At 53.8% G+C, this 16,714-nt stretch carries 17 protein-coding genes, 1 tRNA gene and 1 pseudogene; 13 read left to right on the forward strand and 6 right to left on the reverse strand.

The window, feature by feature from the left end; translation table 11 throughout:
• Positions 1 to 583 (forward strand): twin-arginine translocase subunit TatC (tatC, locus tag ACXJJC_RS05795; protein ID WP_456370077.1); only part of this gene is annotated, 583 nt, incomplete at its 5' end.
• 33 nt (positions 584 to 616) lie between these two features.
• A tRNA-Ala gene (locus tag ACXJJC_RS05800) sits at positions 617 to 688 on the forward strand.
• Between the two features lie 157 nt (positions 689 to 845).
• Here the strand turns inward: ACXJJC_RS05800 and ACXJJC_RS05805 are convergent.
• Genes ACXJJC_RS05805 through ACXJJC_RS05820 form a run of 4 tightly spaced genes read right to left on the reverse strand, consistent with a single transcriptional unit; the run spans position 846 to position 4,214 of the window.
• The gene (locus ACXJJC_RS05805) at positions 846 to 1,184 is read right to left on the reverse strand and encodes a DUF555 domain-containing protein (protein WP_456370145.1); all 339 of its coding nucleotides are present in this window, start codon (positions 1,182 to 1,184) and stop codon (positions 846 to 848) included.
• Between the two features lies 1 nt (position 1,185).
• Positions 1,186 to 2,715, reverse strand: a complete 1,530-nt coding sequence (locus ACXJJC_RS05810) for a helicase HerA domain-containing protein (protein WP_456370078.1) — start codon at positions 2,713 to 2,715, stop codon at positions 1,186 to 1,188.
• Positions 2,702 to 2,908 (reverse strand): hypothetical protein, encoded by a 207-nt coding sequence (locus ACXJJC_RS05815; protein WP_456370079.1) that lies wholly within the window; start codon positions 2,906 to 2,908, stop codon positions 2,702 to 2,704. The genes ACXJJC_RS05810 and ACXJJC_RS05815 overlap by 14 nt, the downstream gene beginning before the upstream one ends.
• Entirely contained in the window at positions 2,889 to 4,214 is a 1,326-nt protein-coding gene (locus ACXJJC_RS05820; RefSeq protein WP_456370081.1) for a mannose-1-phosphate guanylyltransferase/mannose-6-phosphate isomerase, read from the reverse strand. The genes ACXJJC_RS05815 and ACXJJC_RS05820 overlap by 20 nt, the downstream gene beginning before the upstream one ends.
• 144 nt (positions 4,215 to 4,358) lie before the next feature.
• On the opposite strand from ACXJJC_RS05820, the gene ACXJJC_RS05825 reads away from it, so the two are divergent.
• The 9 genes and pseudogenes from ACXJJC_RS05825 (at position 4,359) to ACXJJC_RS05865 (ending at position 13,038) form a co-directional block, all read left to right on the forward strand.
• Positions 4,359 to 5,510 carry an acyl-CoA dehydrogenase family protein gene (locus ACXJJC_RS05825; protein WP_456370120.1) on the forward strand — a complete coding sequence of 384 codons (1,152 nt, stop codon included), beginning with the start codon at positions 4,359 to 4,361 and terminating at the stop codon, positions 5,508 to 5,510.
• Positions 5,511 to 5,539: 29 nt separating this feature from the next.
• Positions 5,540 to 7,237, forward strand: coding sequence for a methylmalonyl-CoA mutase family protein (locus ACXJJC_RS05830; RefSeq protein ID WP_456370127.1), 1,698 nt, complete (start codon positions 5,540 to 5,542; stop codon positions 7,235 to 7,237).
• Between the two features lie 5 nt (positions 7,238 to 7,242).
• The gene (locus ACXJJC_RS05835; protein WP_456370146.1) at positions 7,243 to 7,689 is read left to right on the forward strand and encodes a cobalamin B12-binding domain-containing protein; all 447 of its coding nucleotides are present in this window, start codon (positions 7,243 to 7,245) and stop codon (positions 7,687 to 7,689) included.
• Positions 7,686 to 8,738, forward strand: a pseudogene (gene meaB / locus ACXJJC_RS05840) (methylmalonyl Co-A mutase-associated GTPase MeaB). Before ACXJJC_RS05835 ends, meaB begins: the two are co-directional and overlap by 4 nt.
• The gene (locus ACXJJC_RS05845) at positions 8,729 to 9,229 is read left to right on the forward strand and encodes an ATP:cob(I)alamin adenosyltransferase (RefSeq protein ID WP_456370129.1); all 501 of its coding nucleotides are present in this window, start codon (positions 8,729 to 8,731) and stop codon (positions 9,227 to 9,229) included. Before meaB ends, ACXJJC_RS05845 begins: the two are co-directional and overlap by 10 nt.
• Entirely contained in the window at positions 9,226 to 9,501 is a 276-nt protein-coding gene (locus tag ACXJJC_RS05850) for a winged helix-turn-helix domain-containing protein (protein WP_456370131.1), read from the forward strand. The genes ACXJJC_RS05845 and ACXJJC_RS05850 overlap by 4 nt, the downstream gene beginning before the upstream one ends.
• Positions 9,494 to 10,297 (forward strand): nitrilase-related carbon-nitrogen hydrolase, encoded by an 804-nt coding sequence (locus ACXJJC_RS05855; RefSeq protein ID WP_456370133.1) that lies wholly within the window; start codon positions 9,494 to 9,496, stop codon positions 10,295 to 10,297. Before ACXJJC_RS05850 ends, ACXJJC_RS05855 begins: the two co-directional genes overlap by 8 nt.
• Before the next feature lie 70 nt (positions 10,298 to 10,367).
• Positions 10,368 to 11,747: a CaiB/BaiF CoA transferase family protein gene (locus ACXJJC_RS05860; RefSeq protein WP_456370135.1), complete on the forward strand. Its 1,380-nt coding sequence runs from the start codon at positions 10,368 to 10,370 to the stop codon at positions 11,745 to 11,747.
• Positions 11,740 to 13,038: a CaiB/BaiF CoA transferase family protein gene (locus ACXJJC_RS05865; protein ID WP_456370137.1), complete on the forward strand. Its 1,299-nt coding sequence runs from the start codon at positions 11,740 to 11,742 to the stop codon at positions 13,036 to 13,038. The genes ACXJJC_RS05860 and ACXJJC_RS05865 overlap by 8 nt, the downstream gene beginning before the upstream one ends.
• Positions 13,039 to 13,047: 9 nt before the next feature.
• On the opposite strand, the gene ACXJJC_RS05870 is transcribed toward ACXJJC_RS05865, so the two are convergent.
• On the reverse strand, positions 13,048 to 14,397 hold the full coding sequence (locus ACXJJC_RS05870) for a sodium:solute symporter family protein (protein ID WP_456370139.1): 1,350 nt from the start codon (positions 14,395 to 14,397) through the stop codon (positions 13,048 to 13,050).
• Positions 14,390 to 14,542 (reverse strand): hypothetical protein, encoded by a 153-nt coding sequence (locus tag ACXJJC_RS05875; RefSeq protein ID WP_456370141.1) that lies wholly within the window; start codon positions 14,540 to 14,542, stop codon positions 14,390 to 14,392. The genes ACXJJC_RS05870 and ACXJJC_RS05875 overlap by 8 nt, the downstream gene beginning before the upstream one ends.
• 238 nt (positions 14,543 to 14,780) lie before the next feature.
• On the opposite strand from ACXJJC_RS05875, the gene ACXJJC_RS05880 reads away from it, so the two are divergent.
• Together ACXJJC_RS05880 and ACXJJC_RS05885 are read left to right on the forward strand one after the other, a co-directional pair.
• On the forward strand, positions 14,781 to 15,542 hold the full coding sequence (locus ACXJJC_RS05880; protein WP_456370143.1) for an MBL fold metallo-hydrolase: 762 nt from the start codon (positions 14,781 to 14,783) through the stop codon (positions 15,540 to 15,542).
• Positions 15,543 to 15,567: 25 nt separating this feature from the next.
• Positions 15,568 to 16,335, forward strand: a complete 768-nt coding sequence (locus ACXJJC_RS05885; protein WP_456370144.1) for a DUF166 domain-containing protein — start codon at positions 15,568 to 15,570, stop codon at positions 16,333 to 16,335.
• The last annotated feature ends 379 nt before the right edge of the window (positions 16,336 to 16,714 follow it).

A 16,714-nucleotide genomic window follows, 5' to 3' on the forward strand; every position in this document is an offset into this window, starting at 1 on the left:
AGATCTTCTTCCTGAAGGTGCGAATCTGATTTACCAGGCACCCTTAGAGGGCATGATCCTCAAGCTGAAGATCTCTCTCCTTCTCGGCTTTGTCGTTGCCCTGCCGTATCTCGCGGTTCTCACGTACAGAACTCTCAGGGACAGGACTGAGCTGTTCTCCAACCTTCAGATTTCGAGAAGCCAGGCAGTAATTTACGGCGTGATATCTGTGATTCTCTTCACGGCTGGCGTTGCTTACGGCTACACACTCATGCTTCCGCTTTTCCTCCAGTTCCTCTACGAGTCAGCCCGCAGTCAGGGCGTGCTGGCCTTCTACTCTCTCGCGGAATTCATAAACTTCATCGTAATGATGCTCGCGGTTTTTGGACTGATTTTTCAGATGCCACTCTTCATGTATGTGCTGGTCAGAAACGGGATAGCCAGCCTCGAAACCTTCAGGTACTACAGGAGGCACTTTTATGTGGTCTTTTTCACAGTAGCAGCAATCGTAACGCCTCCTGACGTATTCACCCAGCTGATGGTTGGGGTACCGATGGTGCTGTTTTACGAGGTCAGCCTGATCGTCGTGCGCATTCTTACGTAAGATATATAATCACAAACCTCACCCTCTCTACGGGGGCTCGTAGCTCAGAGGCAGAGCGCCGCATTCGCAATGCGGAGGCCCCGGGTTCAAATCCCGGCGAGTCCACTTTAATTATTTTGTAGTTCTTTCCATTTCAAACGTCAGACTGCGGGATGTTTTGGGTCCCTCATCAGAGCACGGGCGAAAGACCTGATTCGGCAAAATGGAAAACTGGAAAAACTGTGAACGTGCTGCATTGCAATCATGTCGCGGTCATCAGGGGCTAAATCCTCCTGACCTCTATCACCTCCAGCGGAACCCTCTGGAGTCTCCTGCCTATCTCGTACTTCGCTATCTTCGCCGCGTGCTCCTCGTTCTGCGCGTTGAAGACCTTCATCTCGAAGATCAGCCCCACGAGAGCCATGCCTGCGACCATGAACACGCTTTTAAGCGGCGCCTGGCATTTTGGGCACTCGGTGTCTCCAACGTCTATCTCCACGAAGTCCAGGTCAGGGCTGAGCCTCTTTCCAGCCTCGGCAACGGCTATGTTCATCGCATCTCCAACGCTCCTGGCCTTCCTAACGACCCACGCCCCCTGCAGAACGACAAGATAGTCCGGCATATCAACCACCAAAAATCTTCTTCAGGAAACCACCGTCCCTTTTCTCCTTCCTCTCAACGTCTCTTCTGCTTTTGCTTCCTCTCTTTCCGGCCTTCTTTTCCACAAATATTTCGACCGCATGTCCGTGCCTGCTCTTCCTGACTCTTATTCTGACTATCACCGGCCTCTCGAGCTCCGGGCTGACAATCACCGCATTTCCAGGGGGTAGGCGCTTTATGTCCTCGACCATCTCGGCAGTGAGACCCTCAACACCCTTTCTGACCGCGTTTATGTCGTTGGGGTTGGTGAGGCGGAGTATTATCTGGGTGTTGCACTGGCTTATCACGTTCTTATCAACCCTCGCAGGCCTCTGGCTGATGACCATCAGACCCAGACCGAACTTTCTGCCCTCACTCGCTATCGTCCTCAGAATCTGGGTGGATACTGCCTTTCCAAACCCCCTCTCCGGGATGAAGTTGTGAGCCTCCTCTATGACTATCATTCCCGGCGGGATCTCCTCCCTCTTTCTCATCTCGAACAGCTTCCCGCATATCCTCGCGACTATGAGATCCTGGTACGCCGGATCAACACCGCGCATGTCCAGGATGACCGCTCTCCCCCTCTGGAGGAGTATTTCAAGCGGAGTGGGGTCATCTGAAAACAGGCCCGACTTCTGGATCTTTGTCAGGGCTCCAAGCAAAACTGACTTGCTGCTGTTCTTCATCTCCTCGACCCTGTCCATTATGTCCTCGAGAGTGTAGTCATCCAGCTCCCTTATAACCTGATACAGTAGGGCCTGTGCGGACGGACTGGTTATGTTCCCCAGCTCTATTATCTCCTCGGCGTCCAGATTTCTGCCGTCCAGATAGATCACCCCATCCGCCCGGTCAGCGAACGGGGAGCCGGGGGGTACGTAGACCCTTATGTTTGAGTAGCCCTTCGGCCTGATGCCGAACTCCTCCATCCTCTCCAGCTCCTCTCTGACGTCGTTGGGGTGTTTTAGCGACGCGTATTCGCCGTGAGGATCAATGATCAGCAGGGGAACTCCCTTTTCTATGAGCTCCTCTATTATCACGCCCGCCGTGTAACTCTTACCTCCGCCCGTTTTCGCGAGAATGCAGACATGTTTCTGCACGAGGCTGTTAACGTCGAGCCTGACCTTTATGGAGGTATCACCCAGCAGCCCGAGGTACGCTCCATCCTCACTCATCCCGAGGACTTCTGCGACGAGGCTCTCTTCGGCGAGAAACACCTTTTCTCCTGGGACGAATGGTGTCCTCGGTGCTTTGAGCACGCCGTTCTCCCTCTTACCTATAACGCTCGCCTTCGCCACGTAGATCTCCGCCTCGACGTTTCTACCCTTCAGAACGTCCTCTCCGCTAACGTCCGATTTTGCCCTGACGTCGGTTACGTAGGCCACGATCCACCCCTCGACGTCGTTCCACACCTTCACGTAGTCCCCTCTCTTCACGTCTCTCGGGTTGAAGATGACGAACTCGAACTCGAAAGCCGAGGTCTCTCCAAAAATCCTGCCAACCTCACCCTTCATCATCACTACCCCACAACCTGTCGAGCTCCCTGTCCTGCCTCTCGCTTATCTCCTTTACCTCCATCAGTCTCCACCCGTGCCTGTCGTTCAGGAGCACGAGCGTTGCCTTTCTGCAGTAAAAAACATCCACCCTTTTCTCGAGTCTGTGGGTCTTCTTACAGACCGGACACTCCACCTCAACCTCTTCCGTACTCATCGTCAAACCTCTCAATATCATCCTCACTCAGGTAGTCCCCAATAGCGACCTCGATCATTTCCAGCGGAATCCTTCCTGGATTTTCGAGCCTGTGCTTCACTCCGGAGGGAACAAACGTACTTTCGCCCGGCCTTAAAAAGTATTCCTCTCCATCCCTCGTGACCCTCGCCATTCCCCTGATGACTATCCAGTGCTCGCTCCTGTGCATGTGCCTCTGGAGGCTCAGCTTCTCTCCCGGTTTCACGACGATCCTCTTTATCCAGTAGCTCTCACCCTTCTCGAGCAGAACGTATCTCCCCCATGGTCTGTGGACGATCGTGTGAACCTCAGCCCTCTCATCTCCCCTCGTCCTTAGGGTCCTGACGATCTCCCTAACCCTCTCTCCCTCTCCGCGCTTAGAGATGAGGAGCACATCCCTCGTGTCAACAACCAGCAGGTCTTCAACGCCAACAGCCGAGACAAGCCTGTCAGCCAGCACTAAGTTGTTTCTCGAGTCGAGCGAGATGAATTCCCCCCTCACAGCGTTTCCGTTCTCGTCCTTCTCCATCACCTCGTAGAGCGAGTCGAAGCTCCCGAGGTCGCTCCAGAGGATGTCGAGCTCGACCACTCCAGCTCTGTCAGTCTTCTCCATTACCGCGTAGTCGAAACTGGTTTCAGGGCACCTCCTGTACCCCTCCCTGACGTCACGCTCGAAAGTCCCGTACAGTCCGGGATAAAATTTCTCAACCTCCTCCATCAGCGTTTCGACGCTCATCAGGAACATTCCGCTGTTCCAGAGGTAGCCCTCAGCAACAAACTTCTTGGCGGTCTCGGCGTCAGGCTTCTCCGTGAACCTCTCGACCCTGAAAACATTTCCGACCCTTTCTCCAGGTTTTATGTATCCGTACCCTGTGTGGGGCTTCGTGGGCCTCACTCCGAAGGTTATTATGAACTCGTCCGCATGCTTTTCAGCTCTTCTGACGTGTCCGGTCAGGTCGCCTCTGATGAAGTGATCCGAGGGAATGACGAGGAACGTGTCGTCAGCGTGAAGTGACGCGTAAACTATGGCTGGAAACGTGTTCTTCGACTCCGGCTCTACGAGGATCTCAGCGTCAACACCAATCTCGTCGAGCTGATCCCGAACTATGAATTTCTGCTCGTCGTTCGTTATTACCGCGACCTCGTCCCCTATCTGTTTTGCCCTCTCCGCAGCCATCTGGAAAAGAGATTCCGAGTTGAAGAGCTTCAGGTACTGCTTTGGGTACTTCTCCCTGCTTATCGGGAAGAGCCTCGTGCCCTTCCCTCCTGACAGGATGAATACCTTCATGTGACTTTATTTTTCGCCGGCTAAAATAAAATTCTTTTCCTTTTTCTGGGGTTTTGGGCGCTGATTAGTATTAATTCTGACAAATTACGAAAACAATTTAAACTTATTGCGGGCAAAACTTGACATTAACTGGAGGTGTTGTGAATGGAATTCGAGCTCACTCAGGATCAGAAGGACATTCAGAAGGCTGCGAGGGAGTTTGCCCAGAATGAATTTACAGCCGAGAGGGGAAGGTACTACGATCAGAAGGAGGAATTTCCGTTTGATCTGTGGAAGAAGGCATGCGAGCTCGGCTTCATCGGTGTGCATTTCCCCGAAGAGTATGGCGGGGCGGGAATGGGGATCCTGGAGAACATACTAATAGTTGAGGAGTTCTGCAGGGCCGACAGCACGATTGGCAGCGCGATCATCCTGTCGGACTTCTCCTCTGAGGTGATAATGAGGTTTGGCAGTGAGGCGCAGAAAGAAGAGGTCCTGCCTAAGGTTGCTGGCGGAAAGGCCATAACTGCCGGCTGCTACACCGAGCCCGAGGCGGGGAGCGACCTCACAGCAATAAAGACGAGGGCCGAGAAGGACGGGGACGAGTGGGTGATAAACGGCTCCAAGACCTTCATAACCAACGGGACGATAGCGGACTACTACGTGGTTCTCGCAGTCACAGATCCAAACGCCCAGCCGAGATACCGCGGTTTCACGACCTTCCTCGTCAGGAAGGATGCGGAGGGGCTTGAGACAAACAAGATCGACGGGAAGTTTGGGATAAGGTCATCTCCAACCGCTGAAGTCGTCTTCAAGAACGTCAGGGTGAGTGAGGACGACGTAATCGGTCAGCTCAACCGCGGGTTCTACCAGGTTCTCGAGTTCTTCGACGAGAGCAGGATTGAGATTGCAGCCCAGGCCCTCGGAATCGCTCAGGGTGCGTTTGACAGAACTCTCGACTACGTTAAGCAGAGGAAGCAGTTCGGACAGCCCATCGGTGCGTTTCAGGCTCTCCAGCACAGAATCGCACACCTCGGTACGATGATCGAGGCGACGAGACTTCTCATCTACAAGGCAGCTTGGAACTACGATAAGCACGGGATAGACCCCACGCTCACGAGCATGGCGAAGTACCTTGCAGGCAAGCTCGCAGTACAGGTCTGCGATGAGGCAATTCAGATGCACGGAGTATATGGCTACGTTGCCGAAAACGACGTGGAGAGGTTCTACAGAGACGCGAAGATCACCGAGATCTACGAGGGAACTAAGGAGGTGCAGCTCAACACCATAGCCAAAGGGCTGATTGGCAAGTTCTGATTTCTTTTTCACGATGATGGGGTGGTATTATGGAGGATGAGAAGAAGATCGAGGAAGTGAGGAGGAAGAGGGAGGAGTGGGAGAGAACGTGCCTCAACCCCTACCTCGAGAGGTTTGGCGAGAGGGACGAGATGTTCGAAACCCTCTCCGGAATCAAGGTCAAGAGGGTTTATGACCCTGCCGATGTCGCTCACCTGGACTACCTTAGGGACATAGGCTATCCCGGGGAATACCCGTACACAAGGGGAGTGTACCCTACAATGTACCGCGGAAGGCTCTGGACTATGAGGCAGTTCTCTGGCTTTGGAACGGCTGAAGACACAAACGCGAGGTGGAAGATGCTCCTCAGGGAGGGTCAGACGGGATTGAGCACTGCCTTCGACTTCCCCACCCTGATGGGGATTGACAGCGACGATCCCTTAGCGGAGGGAGAGGTCGGAAAGGTGGGCGTTGCGGTTGACACCCTCAAGGATTTCGAAATCCTATTCGACGGGATTCCTCTCGACAAGGTCTCCACGTCCTTCACTATAAACCCTCCTGCAGCGATAATTCTGGCGATGTATGTGGCCATAGGCGACCTTCAGGGCGTGCCGAGGGAGCAGCTTCGCGGTACGATCCAGAACGACATGCTTAAGGAGTTTCACGCCCAGAACACTCTCGTCCTTCCTCCAGAACCGTCTGTCAAGATCATCACCGACATATTCGAATGGGGTGTCGAGAATGTGCCTAAGTTCAACCTCATAAGCATCTCTGGCTACCACATCAGAGAAGCGGGCTCAACGGCCGTTCAGGAGCTTGCCTTCACAATAGCAGACGGAATGGCATACGTTGAGGCCGCAATCGAGAGGGGAATAGACATAGACAGGCTTGCTCCCCAGCTCAGCTTCTTCTTCAACTCCCACAACAACTTCTTTGAGGAGATAGCCAAGTTCAGGGCTGCAAGGAGGATGTGGGCCAAGATAATGAGGGAGGAGTACGGGGCAAAGAACCCCCGCTCCTGGTGGCTCAAGTTCCACACTCAAACGGCAGGCTGCAGTCTTACGGCCCAGCAGCCCCTGAACAACATCGTGAGAACGACAATCCAGGCAATGGCGGCCGTTTTGGGAGGCACGCAGAGCCTGCACACCAACAGCTTCGATGAGGCGTGGGCACTGCCGAGCGAGGAGGCAGTGAGGGTGGCTCTCAGGACGCAGCAGATCATAGCCTACGAGAGCGGGATTCCCGACACAATAGACCCCCTCGCAGGCTCGTACTACGTTGAGTGGCTCACGGACAAGATGGAGAAGCTCGCCTGGAAGTACATCGAGCAGATCAGGAAGATGGGAGAGGGAAGCATGCTCAGGGGAGTGCTCAAGGGCATAGAGGACGGATTCTTCGTCAAGGAGATCAGCAGAGCTGCTGCAGAGTACCAGAGGGACGTCGAGGAGGGCAGGAGGGTGATAGTTGGCGTAAACAGGTTCACCATAGAGGAGGAGCTCAACATCCCGATACTGAAGGTGGACGAAGAGGTGCAGAGGAGGCAGATCGAGAGACTCAGGAGGATAAAGGCCGAGAGGGATAACGAGGCCGTGAAGGAGGCGCTCGAGTGGCTGAGGAGTGCGGCTGAAAACGACGAGAACATAATGCCGGCAATTCTGCAGGCCGTGAAGTCGTACGCCACGGTTGGAGAGATTATGGGCACCCTGAAGGAAGTTTACGGCACATACAGAAAGCCAATCATCATCTAATCTGCCTGGAGGTGGTGGAGTTGGACAGGAAGATCAGGGTTCTCGTTGCCAAGGTCGGACTTGATGGTCACGACAGGGGTGCGAAGGTGGTTGCGAGGTTCTTGAGGGATGCTGGATTTGAGGTCATCTACACCGGCCTTCACCGCACCCCGCAGGAAGTGGCGATGGCTGCCGTGCAGGAGGATGTGGATGTGGTTGGCATTTCCCTGCACAGCGGGGCGCACATGACCCTGGTGCCAAAGGTGATGAAGTATATCGAGGAGTATGGCGGAGATCTGAGCGAGATGGTGATTCTTGTGGGTGGAATCGTGCCTGAGGACGACATCCAGAAGCTCAAGGAGATGGGCGTTGACGAGGTCTTCATCCCCGGAACGCCAATAGAGAAGATCGTGGACTTCATAAGGGAGAGAGTTCCCGAGAAGAAGGGGCTGAAGGAGAAGGCGAAAGCATGAACGTTGACGAGATTGTCAGGGGCATAGAGGAAGGCAACAGGAGAGCCCTGGCGAGGGCGATAACATACGTGGAGAACGAGTACTCTGAGGGCAAGGAGATAATGAAGAGAATCTTCAGCAGAACAGGGAAGGCACACGTCGTCGGAATAACCGGATTTCCGGGTGTCGGAAAGTCCACGACTGTCAGCAAGCTCGTGCAGAAGTTCAGGGAGATGGGCAAGACCGTGGGCGTAGTTGCCGTTGACCCCGGATCGCCATTTACGGGCGGAGCGTTGCTGGGAGACAGGCTCAGGATGGAGGGGCTCGATGTAAACAGAAACCTCTGGCTCGACCCGGGTGTGTTCTTCAGGAGCATGAGCTCTCGGGGAAAGGCCGGTGGGCTTGCGGCCAAGACTGGAGACGTGATAAGGCTCCTCGACGCGTTCGGCTTCGACGTGATTCTCGTGGAGACCGTTGGTGCTGGGCAGAGCGAGGTGGACATAGTCGAGGTGGCAGACACGAGCATTGTCGTCATGATGCCCGAGATGGGTGATGAGATTCAGATAAACAAGGCCGGCATCCTCGAGATCGGCGACATCTACGTGGTGAACAAGGCTGATCTCGGTGGCGCGGAGAAGACGGTGAAGTGGCTGAAGTCCATGATCATGATGGACCAGTAGGCTGTCGAGATTCTGAGCAAGACCACACACGCAGATGAGCTTGCCGTTCAGAGCGGGGAGATCTTCGAGAGGATGAAGAAGTCCGCGGACTGGGTACCGCCAATAATCACGACCGTGGCTGACAGGGGTGAGGGCATAGACGAGCTGGTGAGGGCAATCGAGGACCACTTCGAATATCTGAAGAAGTCCGGGAAGTTGACCGAGAGGAGAGTCAGGAGACTGAGCAGGGAGCTATTTGACCTCATAATGGACGAGATCAAGCAGATACTCAGCAGAAATGAGAGAATAGACTTCAGGGACTACGTGGAGAGGGTCGTCAGGGGTGAGAAGGATCCACACACCTCTGCCGAGGAGATCGTTGATCGGCTCCTGAGGGTGGGATGTCGTTGAAGACGTCAGACAAAACCCACCTCTTCAATCTGGAACTCGTCAGCAAGGATGACCTCAGGATAGAGGCAGTGGGAGCCATAGATGAAGCAAACGCGTTCATAGGTCTCGCGAAGACCAAGATTGGGGATGAAAACCTGAAGAGGATACTCCACGACATTCAGGTGAACATGTTCCGCGCGGGGTCGCAGGTTGTTGGTGGCGACGAAAGGATAACGAAATCTGACCTTGATGAGCTGCTCGAGATCGTCCGGGAAATGGAGAGGAGCGTCGAGTTTCCGAGGAGCTTCATAATCCTCGAGAGGGACGAGGTCTCCGCGGTTCTGAGCGTGGCGAGGAGTGTCGTGAGGAGGGCGGAGAGAAGGATAGTCTCCCTTTACAGGAACGGGATCGTGGACTACACCCTCGTGGAGTGGTTCAACAAGCTCAGCTACCTGCTTTACCTGATCATCCTTGCGGTTCAGGAAGGGGATTACGAGCCGGTGGAGCTATGAAGGAGAGCTGGAGCAGGTACAGCGACACATTGGAGAAGAGCAGGGAGTACCACAAGAGGTACCAGATTGCCGTGAGCAGTCCTTTGAGGAGGAAGATACTCAGGCTCGTAAAGGAAGGTAAGAGCGAGGCCGAGATCGGGGAAATTCTTGGACTCGATAGGAGGCAGCTGGAGTACCACCTCAAGATCCTTGAGTGGGGGCACTGCATAGACAGGAGCGATGGGAGGCTGGAGATAACGAAAGAGGGGCTGGTGGTGGACTACCTTGACTGAGGTCGTCGCTGCGTGCGGGCAGCAGAGGATAGTGAGGGACGTGGAGACCAACAAGTCCAAGGCGTTGAGCCTCGTCAAGAGGGCGATTCAGGTCGACGCGAAGATTGTCGTGCTCCCAGAAGCTTCGAACACAGGACTTTTCCCGGAGAACTATTCATCGGTTGGCAGCGCTGAGGAGGAGCTCGACACGATTCTGAAGCTTTCTGAGAGGAAGGACATTCTGGTTATTGCAGGAGTGGTTGAGAGGGATAGCGGAAAGCTCTACAACAGCGTATGCCTGCTGCACAGGGGAGAGATAATCGGAAAGTACAGGAAGATCCTACCGTTCCCCCTGACTGACGAGAGAAAATACTTCACCCCCGGAAGTGAGCTGAAGGTGTTCGAAACCCCCTTCGGGAGGGTGGGAGTGCTGGTCTGCTACGAGGTCAGGTTTCCCGAGATGGCGAGAAAGCTCGTCAGAGATGGGGCAGAGGTGCTGGCAATTCCTGCCGAATTCCCTGCCAGCAGGATAGAGCACTGGAAAACGCTGATAAGGGCGAGGGCGGTGGAGAACCAGGTATTCGTTCTCGCAGCGAACTGCGTTGATCCTGAGAAGAAGTACAGCGGCCAGTCGGCGATAATTGATCCGTGTGGCAGAGTCCTCAACGAAGCCGGGGATCTGCAGGAACTGATTTTTGCCAAGATAGACCTGAACGAGGTGGCGGAGTGCAGGAGAAAATATCCTTTTCTTGAAGACCTGAGTGTCATTGATAAAATCCTTTCTGAACGGAGCAACGGCGGGTTGAAGTTACCGTAAATAGTAAGTTTTTTATATCACCCATTTGTCATGTTAAATACGGAAAAATAGGTCTTAGCGGGGTGATTTTATGTCAGACAGTCGAGAGGTTAGAGATCTTGAGGATCTGCCGTACACGGAGTATGTCAGAGAGATTCTCAATCCTGACAGAATTTTCGAAAAGCCGGAGCCGCTGAAGGGGATCAGAGTTGTGGAGATAGGCACCCTGGTCCTCGGACCAATGCTTCCAACGTATCTTGCAGAATTTGGAGCAGAGGTTATAAAGGTGGAGCTTCCCGGAATTGGAGACACAATGAGAGCGCTCACACCCTTCGCGAAGTTCTACAAGAACCTCGCATTGGGGTTTGAGGCTGCGAACAACAGCAAGTACCACGTCTCCATAGACCTGAGGACTCCCGAGGGCAAGGAGCTGATGTACAAGCTCGTCAAGAAGGCTGACGTGCTTGTGGAAAACTTCAGGCCTGGAACGACAGACAGGTGGGGCCTCGGCTACAGGCAGCTGAGCGAGATAAACCCCGGGCTGGTTTACATCAGCATGTCAGGCTTCGGCCAGTGGGGACCATTCACTGTAAGGCCGAGCTACGATGCCGTTGCGCAGGCCACCTCGGGACTGATGGAGACCACGGGCTTCAAGGAGGCAATGCCGCTTAAGGTTGGGGACTGGATTGGTGACTACTACGGCGCTTTAATTGGTGCCTTCGCTGTGATGGTCGCTCTGTACTACAGGCAGAAGACGGGGAAGGGTCAGTACATAGACCTCTCGCAGGCCGAGAACCTCGTGAGGAATATGGACTGGACGTGGCTGTACGTGTTCCTGACCGGGAAAAACAGGGAAAGGACTGGCAACAGGGATGTGGCAATTGTCCCTTCAGACATAGTCAGGGTGAAGGATGGCTACGTAGCGATCGCGGCATTCAGGGATGAGGAGTTCAGGGGGCTGTGCGAGGCGATGCACCGATACGATCTGTATGAGAGGTATGCGGACATTGAGGAGAGGCAGAAGCCCGAAAATCAGGAGGTCATCTACAGGGCCATACACGAGTGGGCGAAGGAGATGACTGTCGGGGAGATTGAGAAGCTCGCAGAAAAGCACGGGTTTGCGGCTGTGAAGGTCATGAGCGCCAAGGATCAGTACGAGGACGAGCACTGGAACGAGAGAAAGGCGGTGTGGAAGTATGAGGATCCGCTGTGGGGAGAGCTTGCTGAGGTAGCGCCCGTTCCAAAGCTCAGCGAGAGTCCCGGGAGGATAAAGTGGACCGCAAGACCCCTTGGCTTCGACAACGAGTATGTGTTCATAAGGCTGCTCGGGCTGAGCATAGATGAGCTCAGGGAGCTCTACAAGAAGGGGGTCATAGGGAAGTACAGCAGGGAGATTCCGAGAACCTGTCCCCCAGACGACTGGGACGGAAAGTCTGGCCTGTTCTTCCCGGAGGTGAAAGTTGATGAGTGACTGGGTTGAGTGGGCGAGGGAGAACTGCAACGTCCTCAACGCGAAGGACAAGCCTGAGGCACTTGACGATGTTCTCGTGCTCGATTTAAGCTACGGAAACTTCGCCGGGCTGTTTGCCTCCTCCCTGCTCGCTGAGTTCGGGGCAGAGGTGATAAGGATAGAACCGCCCGGGGGAGACATAGCCAGGAAGATGACGCCTTACGGATTGAAGATTAAGGACACGGGACTTGCGTACATCGTGGAGGGCAGGAACAAGTTCCACATCACTCTCAATCTTGAGAGCGAGGAGGGAAGAGAGATATTCAGGGAGCTTGCAGAAAAGGCAGATGTCGTCATCGAGACCTTCAAGCCAGGGTACATGGACTCCCTCGGCATAGGCTACAGGCAGCTGAGCAAGATAAACCCCGGACTGATCTACACCGCAATCTACTCGTACGGGCACTTCGGCAGCAAGGCGAACAGCGGCATACCTGACTACGACGTGATCAACCAGGCGATGGGTGGGATAACCTGGACGACAGGAATTCCGGAGGAGTACGAGGACTATCCGGAGCACACAAGGGTGCCAACGAGGATGGGGCCGTGGATGGGATGGTATGTTGGAGGAGGCTTCGCAGCATTCGGAATAATGGTCGCACTGTTCTGGAGGACGATCTCAGGAAAAGGACAGTTCATAGATGTTTCCGAGGCTGAGGCGATGGCGAAGGTGCAGAACTACTACGTGCAGTACTACCACACCTTCAGAGACACCATCAACAGGGTTGCGAACTTCGATCCTGCCGTGTTCCCGTACACTCTCATAAAGGTTAAGGACGGCATGGCCTTCATAGCCGGCTTCAGCGATCCCAACTGGAAGGCCTTGTGCACAATACTGGGCAGGGAGGATCTGATAGACAAGTACCCGACGATAAAGGAGAGGCTCACACCTGAAAACTGGCCCAAAGCTCTGAAGGAGCTTGAGAAGGTTACCGAGAACATGACGACCGAGGAGCTGATTCAGGCGACACTCGAGTACAAGGGAGAGGGAACTGCTGTTGCGGGAGAGCTCCTCACGCCAAAGGAGAGCTTTGAGGTCGAGAACTGGTGGATGAGAGGAGCGCTGATGAAGGTCAAGGATCCATACTACGGGGAGCTTGCAGTCCAGGGAATAGCTCCAAAGCACGAGAAAACTCCAGGTAGGATAAAGTGGCTCTGCAAGCCCGTTGGAGATGACAACGAGTTCATATACAAGAAGTACCTCGGCTACGGGAAGTCGAGGCTCGAGGAGTTAAAGAGGAACGGCGTGATTTAAAATTAAAAATTAGGTTCCATTCTCTCTTTTTATCGTGTTGGCCGCAATCAGCGTTGCAAACCCGACGGCAAGCACCGCAACTCCCGTGAAGGGGTACTTCATGTAGCTCAGCACAATTCCGGTCGCGAACCCCGCTATTACCGCCTCCAAACCCCTTCTGTACTCGGTGTGGATCAGTGCAATGACGAGGGGCAGCGTGGAAAGCAGGAGTGTTGAGGACATCACCGCGAGTTCAACAATGTACGCTGGCCTCGTTGAGGAGAATATCGCGACCGTCAGAGTCAGAACGACTATGGCAACCCTGCCGGCAAGCTGGTTCCTCGCTATGTCCCTCGAAACCATCGAGGAGAGGCTCAGTATTATGGAGTTGGCCGTGGTTATCGCAGCAGAGAGGATGCTTATCCCGACCAGCAGCGAGAGCCACGACGGCAGAATTGATAGCATTGTTGGAGTCACAAGATCTCTGTCCTTGATCACCGGAAACTGTCCGTTCTCTGCCATGACCCTCAGCATCAGGCCGATCAGCGTCACCATCACAGTGTAAAGGAGTCCGAATAGACCGAAGTACACCACCATCCTCTTCAGGGCTCTCTCGTCTTTCGGTATGAACAGCCTCTGGAAGACCTGGGGGTTTGTCAGGGCGAAGAAGAACCAGGGAACGGTGAGCTTGATGAACAGCTCCGGAGTCCATATTCTGTTTGGAACATGCATGAGCTCTCCAAGCTTCGAGGTCTCGGTCACGAAGTCCGGGTTCATGCTGTAAACGTAAGCCAGGGCCAGGACGGCTGCGGTGAGCATTATCAGCCCCTGCACCGCATCAGTCCAGGCAACTCCCCTCAACCCTCCGATGAACGCCCATAGCGCGATGAGCAAGGCTGAGATCGCTATCGCCAGGTTGAAATCAATTCCCGAAAGCTTCTCCATAACAAGGGAAACTCCAATGAGCTGGCTGGACGTGTAGGGGATCAGGGCAATCAGTGAGATCAGAGCAACAGCTATAGCCGTGCCAGTCCCAAACCTCTTTCCTATTAGTTCTGCCGGTGAGATCGCCCCGAACTTTCTCGACATCCTCCATATCTTTGGAGCGTAATACGAGAGGAGCATTAACGTACCGATCAGGTAGAACATCTCGAAGCCGTAGGCTCCAACACCGGTAGCATAGCTCAGCCCTACAAGCCCGACCATCATGAACGCCGAGTACGTCGTTGCGGCGTAGGTTAAAGCCGAAACGAGTCCTCCAACGTTTCTGCCAGCTATGTAGTAGTCCTCATCACCCTTGATTCCGTATTTCCTCGCGTAGAAGGCTATCGCAGTTCCTGCAACGGCGTAAAGCAGTATTGCGACCGTGAAGCTATTCAACTTCCCACCTCCTGTAGGCCGTGTATATTAGATATGCTGATACCACAGCGGTCCAGTACATGTATGTGGATAGATCACTCGTTTTTATCGCAGCAAACGGAACGAGCATCGCCAGTATTACCGCAGCAAACTCCACAACCCTCATCGAACAAGTGTTCGATGATGTGGTTTTTTAAAGGTTTCGTAGAGTGGGGTGAGAGGTGGCCCCCGCTTCAGCACGGCATGAAACCGGCAGCATCGAACTTCAGGGCTTTCAGGGCTGTAGTCACACAACCTGCCCCCCCTGTGGAAGGGATTACTCCAGGAATGGGATTGGTCATGGCGGGCTCTTCGCAGCCTTCATGCTGAATAAACCTTTAACACGTCCTGACAGATGAACGCGCATGCCTGTAAGGAGGGTAGCGATTGTAAAGCGGGGAACTGCAACTCTGGAACCTTTCGAAGAGCCATATGCAAAAAACGCAGCACTGAAAAAGCTCTCCGGGCTGGGCGGCGGGTCTACGGTAACGCTGATAGAGTCCGATGCAAGAGTGCTTGTGGACACGGGATTCGATTTCGAGCATAATCTGAGTGATGATAACCTAAAAAGGAACGAAAGAGCTCTTGTGTGCTCGCTCAGAAGCTTTGGTTTGAGGCCAGAGGACATAGACATTGTGTTCATAACACACTGGCACCGGGATCACTACGGAAACCTCGGGCTTTTTGCGGAAAGCGAAGTTGTGACCTCAAAACCCGCCGTTGAGAAATACGGCCTGGATTTTACGGGGGTTAAGGACGGTAAACGTGTGACAGAAGGTGTGATGGCAGTCCTCACTCCCGGACACACCTCCGATCATGCCTCCCTGATACTCGAAACCGAAAGACTGAGGTACTCTGAAAGGTCGGGCCACGGTGGTCAGGTGGTTGGGATTGGAGAGGTTAAAATCGCAGTCGCAGGAGACGCAATCGTATCGGAGAGCTACTACGCTACCGGAAAGCTCTGGAAGTACAATCAGGACTTTCAATCCGAAGATGAAGCTATCAGGAGCATAGGGAGAATAGAGAGTCTGGCAGAGTACATAATAGCCGGTCACGGGGGTTTGTTCAGGAAGCTTCCGTCGGGATTTGCGAAAACCGCAGATGACGAAAAATCGAAGGGCAGATAAACCACGTGGGCGAGTTTTGAGCGGAATGGAGATAGGCATCCTATACTCTGGAGAGTTCGGAAGGCGCTTCGTTTCGAACCTGGCGTATCCTGACAGCTGCCCTCACTTCGGAGCGTGCGGGATTGATGAATGCGATCACTGCAAGACCTACGACTTTTCGGAGCAGATAACCCTTGCTAAGGAGTTCAACGACCCCTCTGCATATGGGGTCTACATAGAGGATCCCGAGGAGATCGTTGGAAGAGTCGAGTGCGATGTGCTTGTGGCCATAAACCTCCATCCGGACATAATGGCTGAACTGCCTGCAATTGCGAACGTGAAGTGCATAATCGCTCCGGTTGAGCATCCGGCGTGGCTCAGCGTGGGTCTGAGAGAGCAGGTCAGGAGGAAGTGCGAGGACGCGGGAATTGACTTCTACGCTCCAAAACCGTTCTGTGTCTCAAACACTCCACTGGCCGGCTTGGGTTTCGGCAGGCCTGAGTTCAGGGTCGAGATGGACGGGAATGCTATTGAGAGAGTTGAGGTGGTGCGAAGCGACCCCTGCGGGAACGCTTACTATGTCGCGAGGAGAATGAGGGGTTACGAAATCTCCGATGTTAGGGAGTTCTGGAAGGAGATTCACCAGCATCAGTGCGCATACCCATGCCTGGCGAGCATGGAGCGAGATGTGGAGATAAGGGAAGCCCCATTCCACCTTGCAGGCTATGTGATGGTCTACCAGTTCAGCAAAGCATGTGGAATTGACGCGGAACGCTTTGTCCCTGAGCACATGAGGAGGTTTGTGATTGTGTGAAGAACTAAGTAGGACATCAGGCACTCTCATTCTGCTGTGAGAATAAGGTCATGGTTTCTTATCACTTCATATGCCTTCGAGCTCTCTCCTGAAACGACAATCGAGAAGAGGATGTTGCTGTCCACAACAATCCTTACTCGATCACGCCTTCTTCAGTGTACCTCTTTTTGATTTCAGACCACACTTCGCCTCTTGTGATATCAAATTCTCCGGGTGCTCTTTCCGGGTCCAAATCCATTCCCCGATTTAAGTGCATCCGGTGCAAGCTTTTTGAACAGCTCCCTTCCCCATTCCTTCAGCTATCCAGAACCTGAGCTTTACCCTGTCCACGCCTTTCGGAATTTCAGTCATAACCTTTGGCACAGGTGTATAAAATTTG

The organism is Geoglobus sp. (assembly GCF_054018175.1).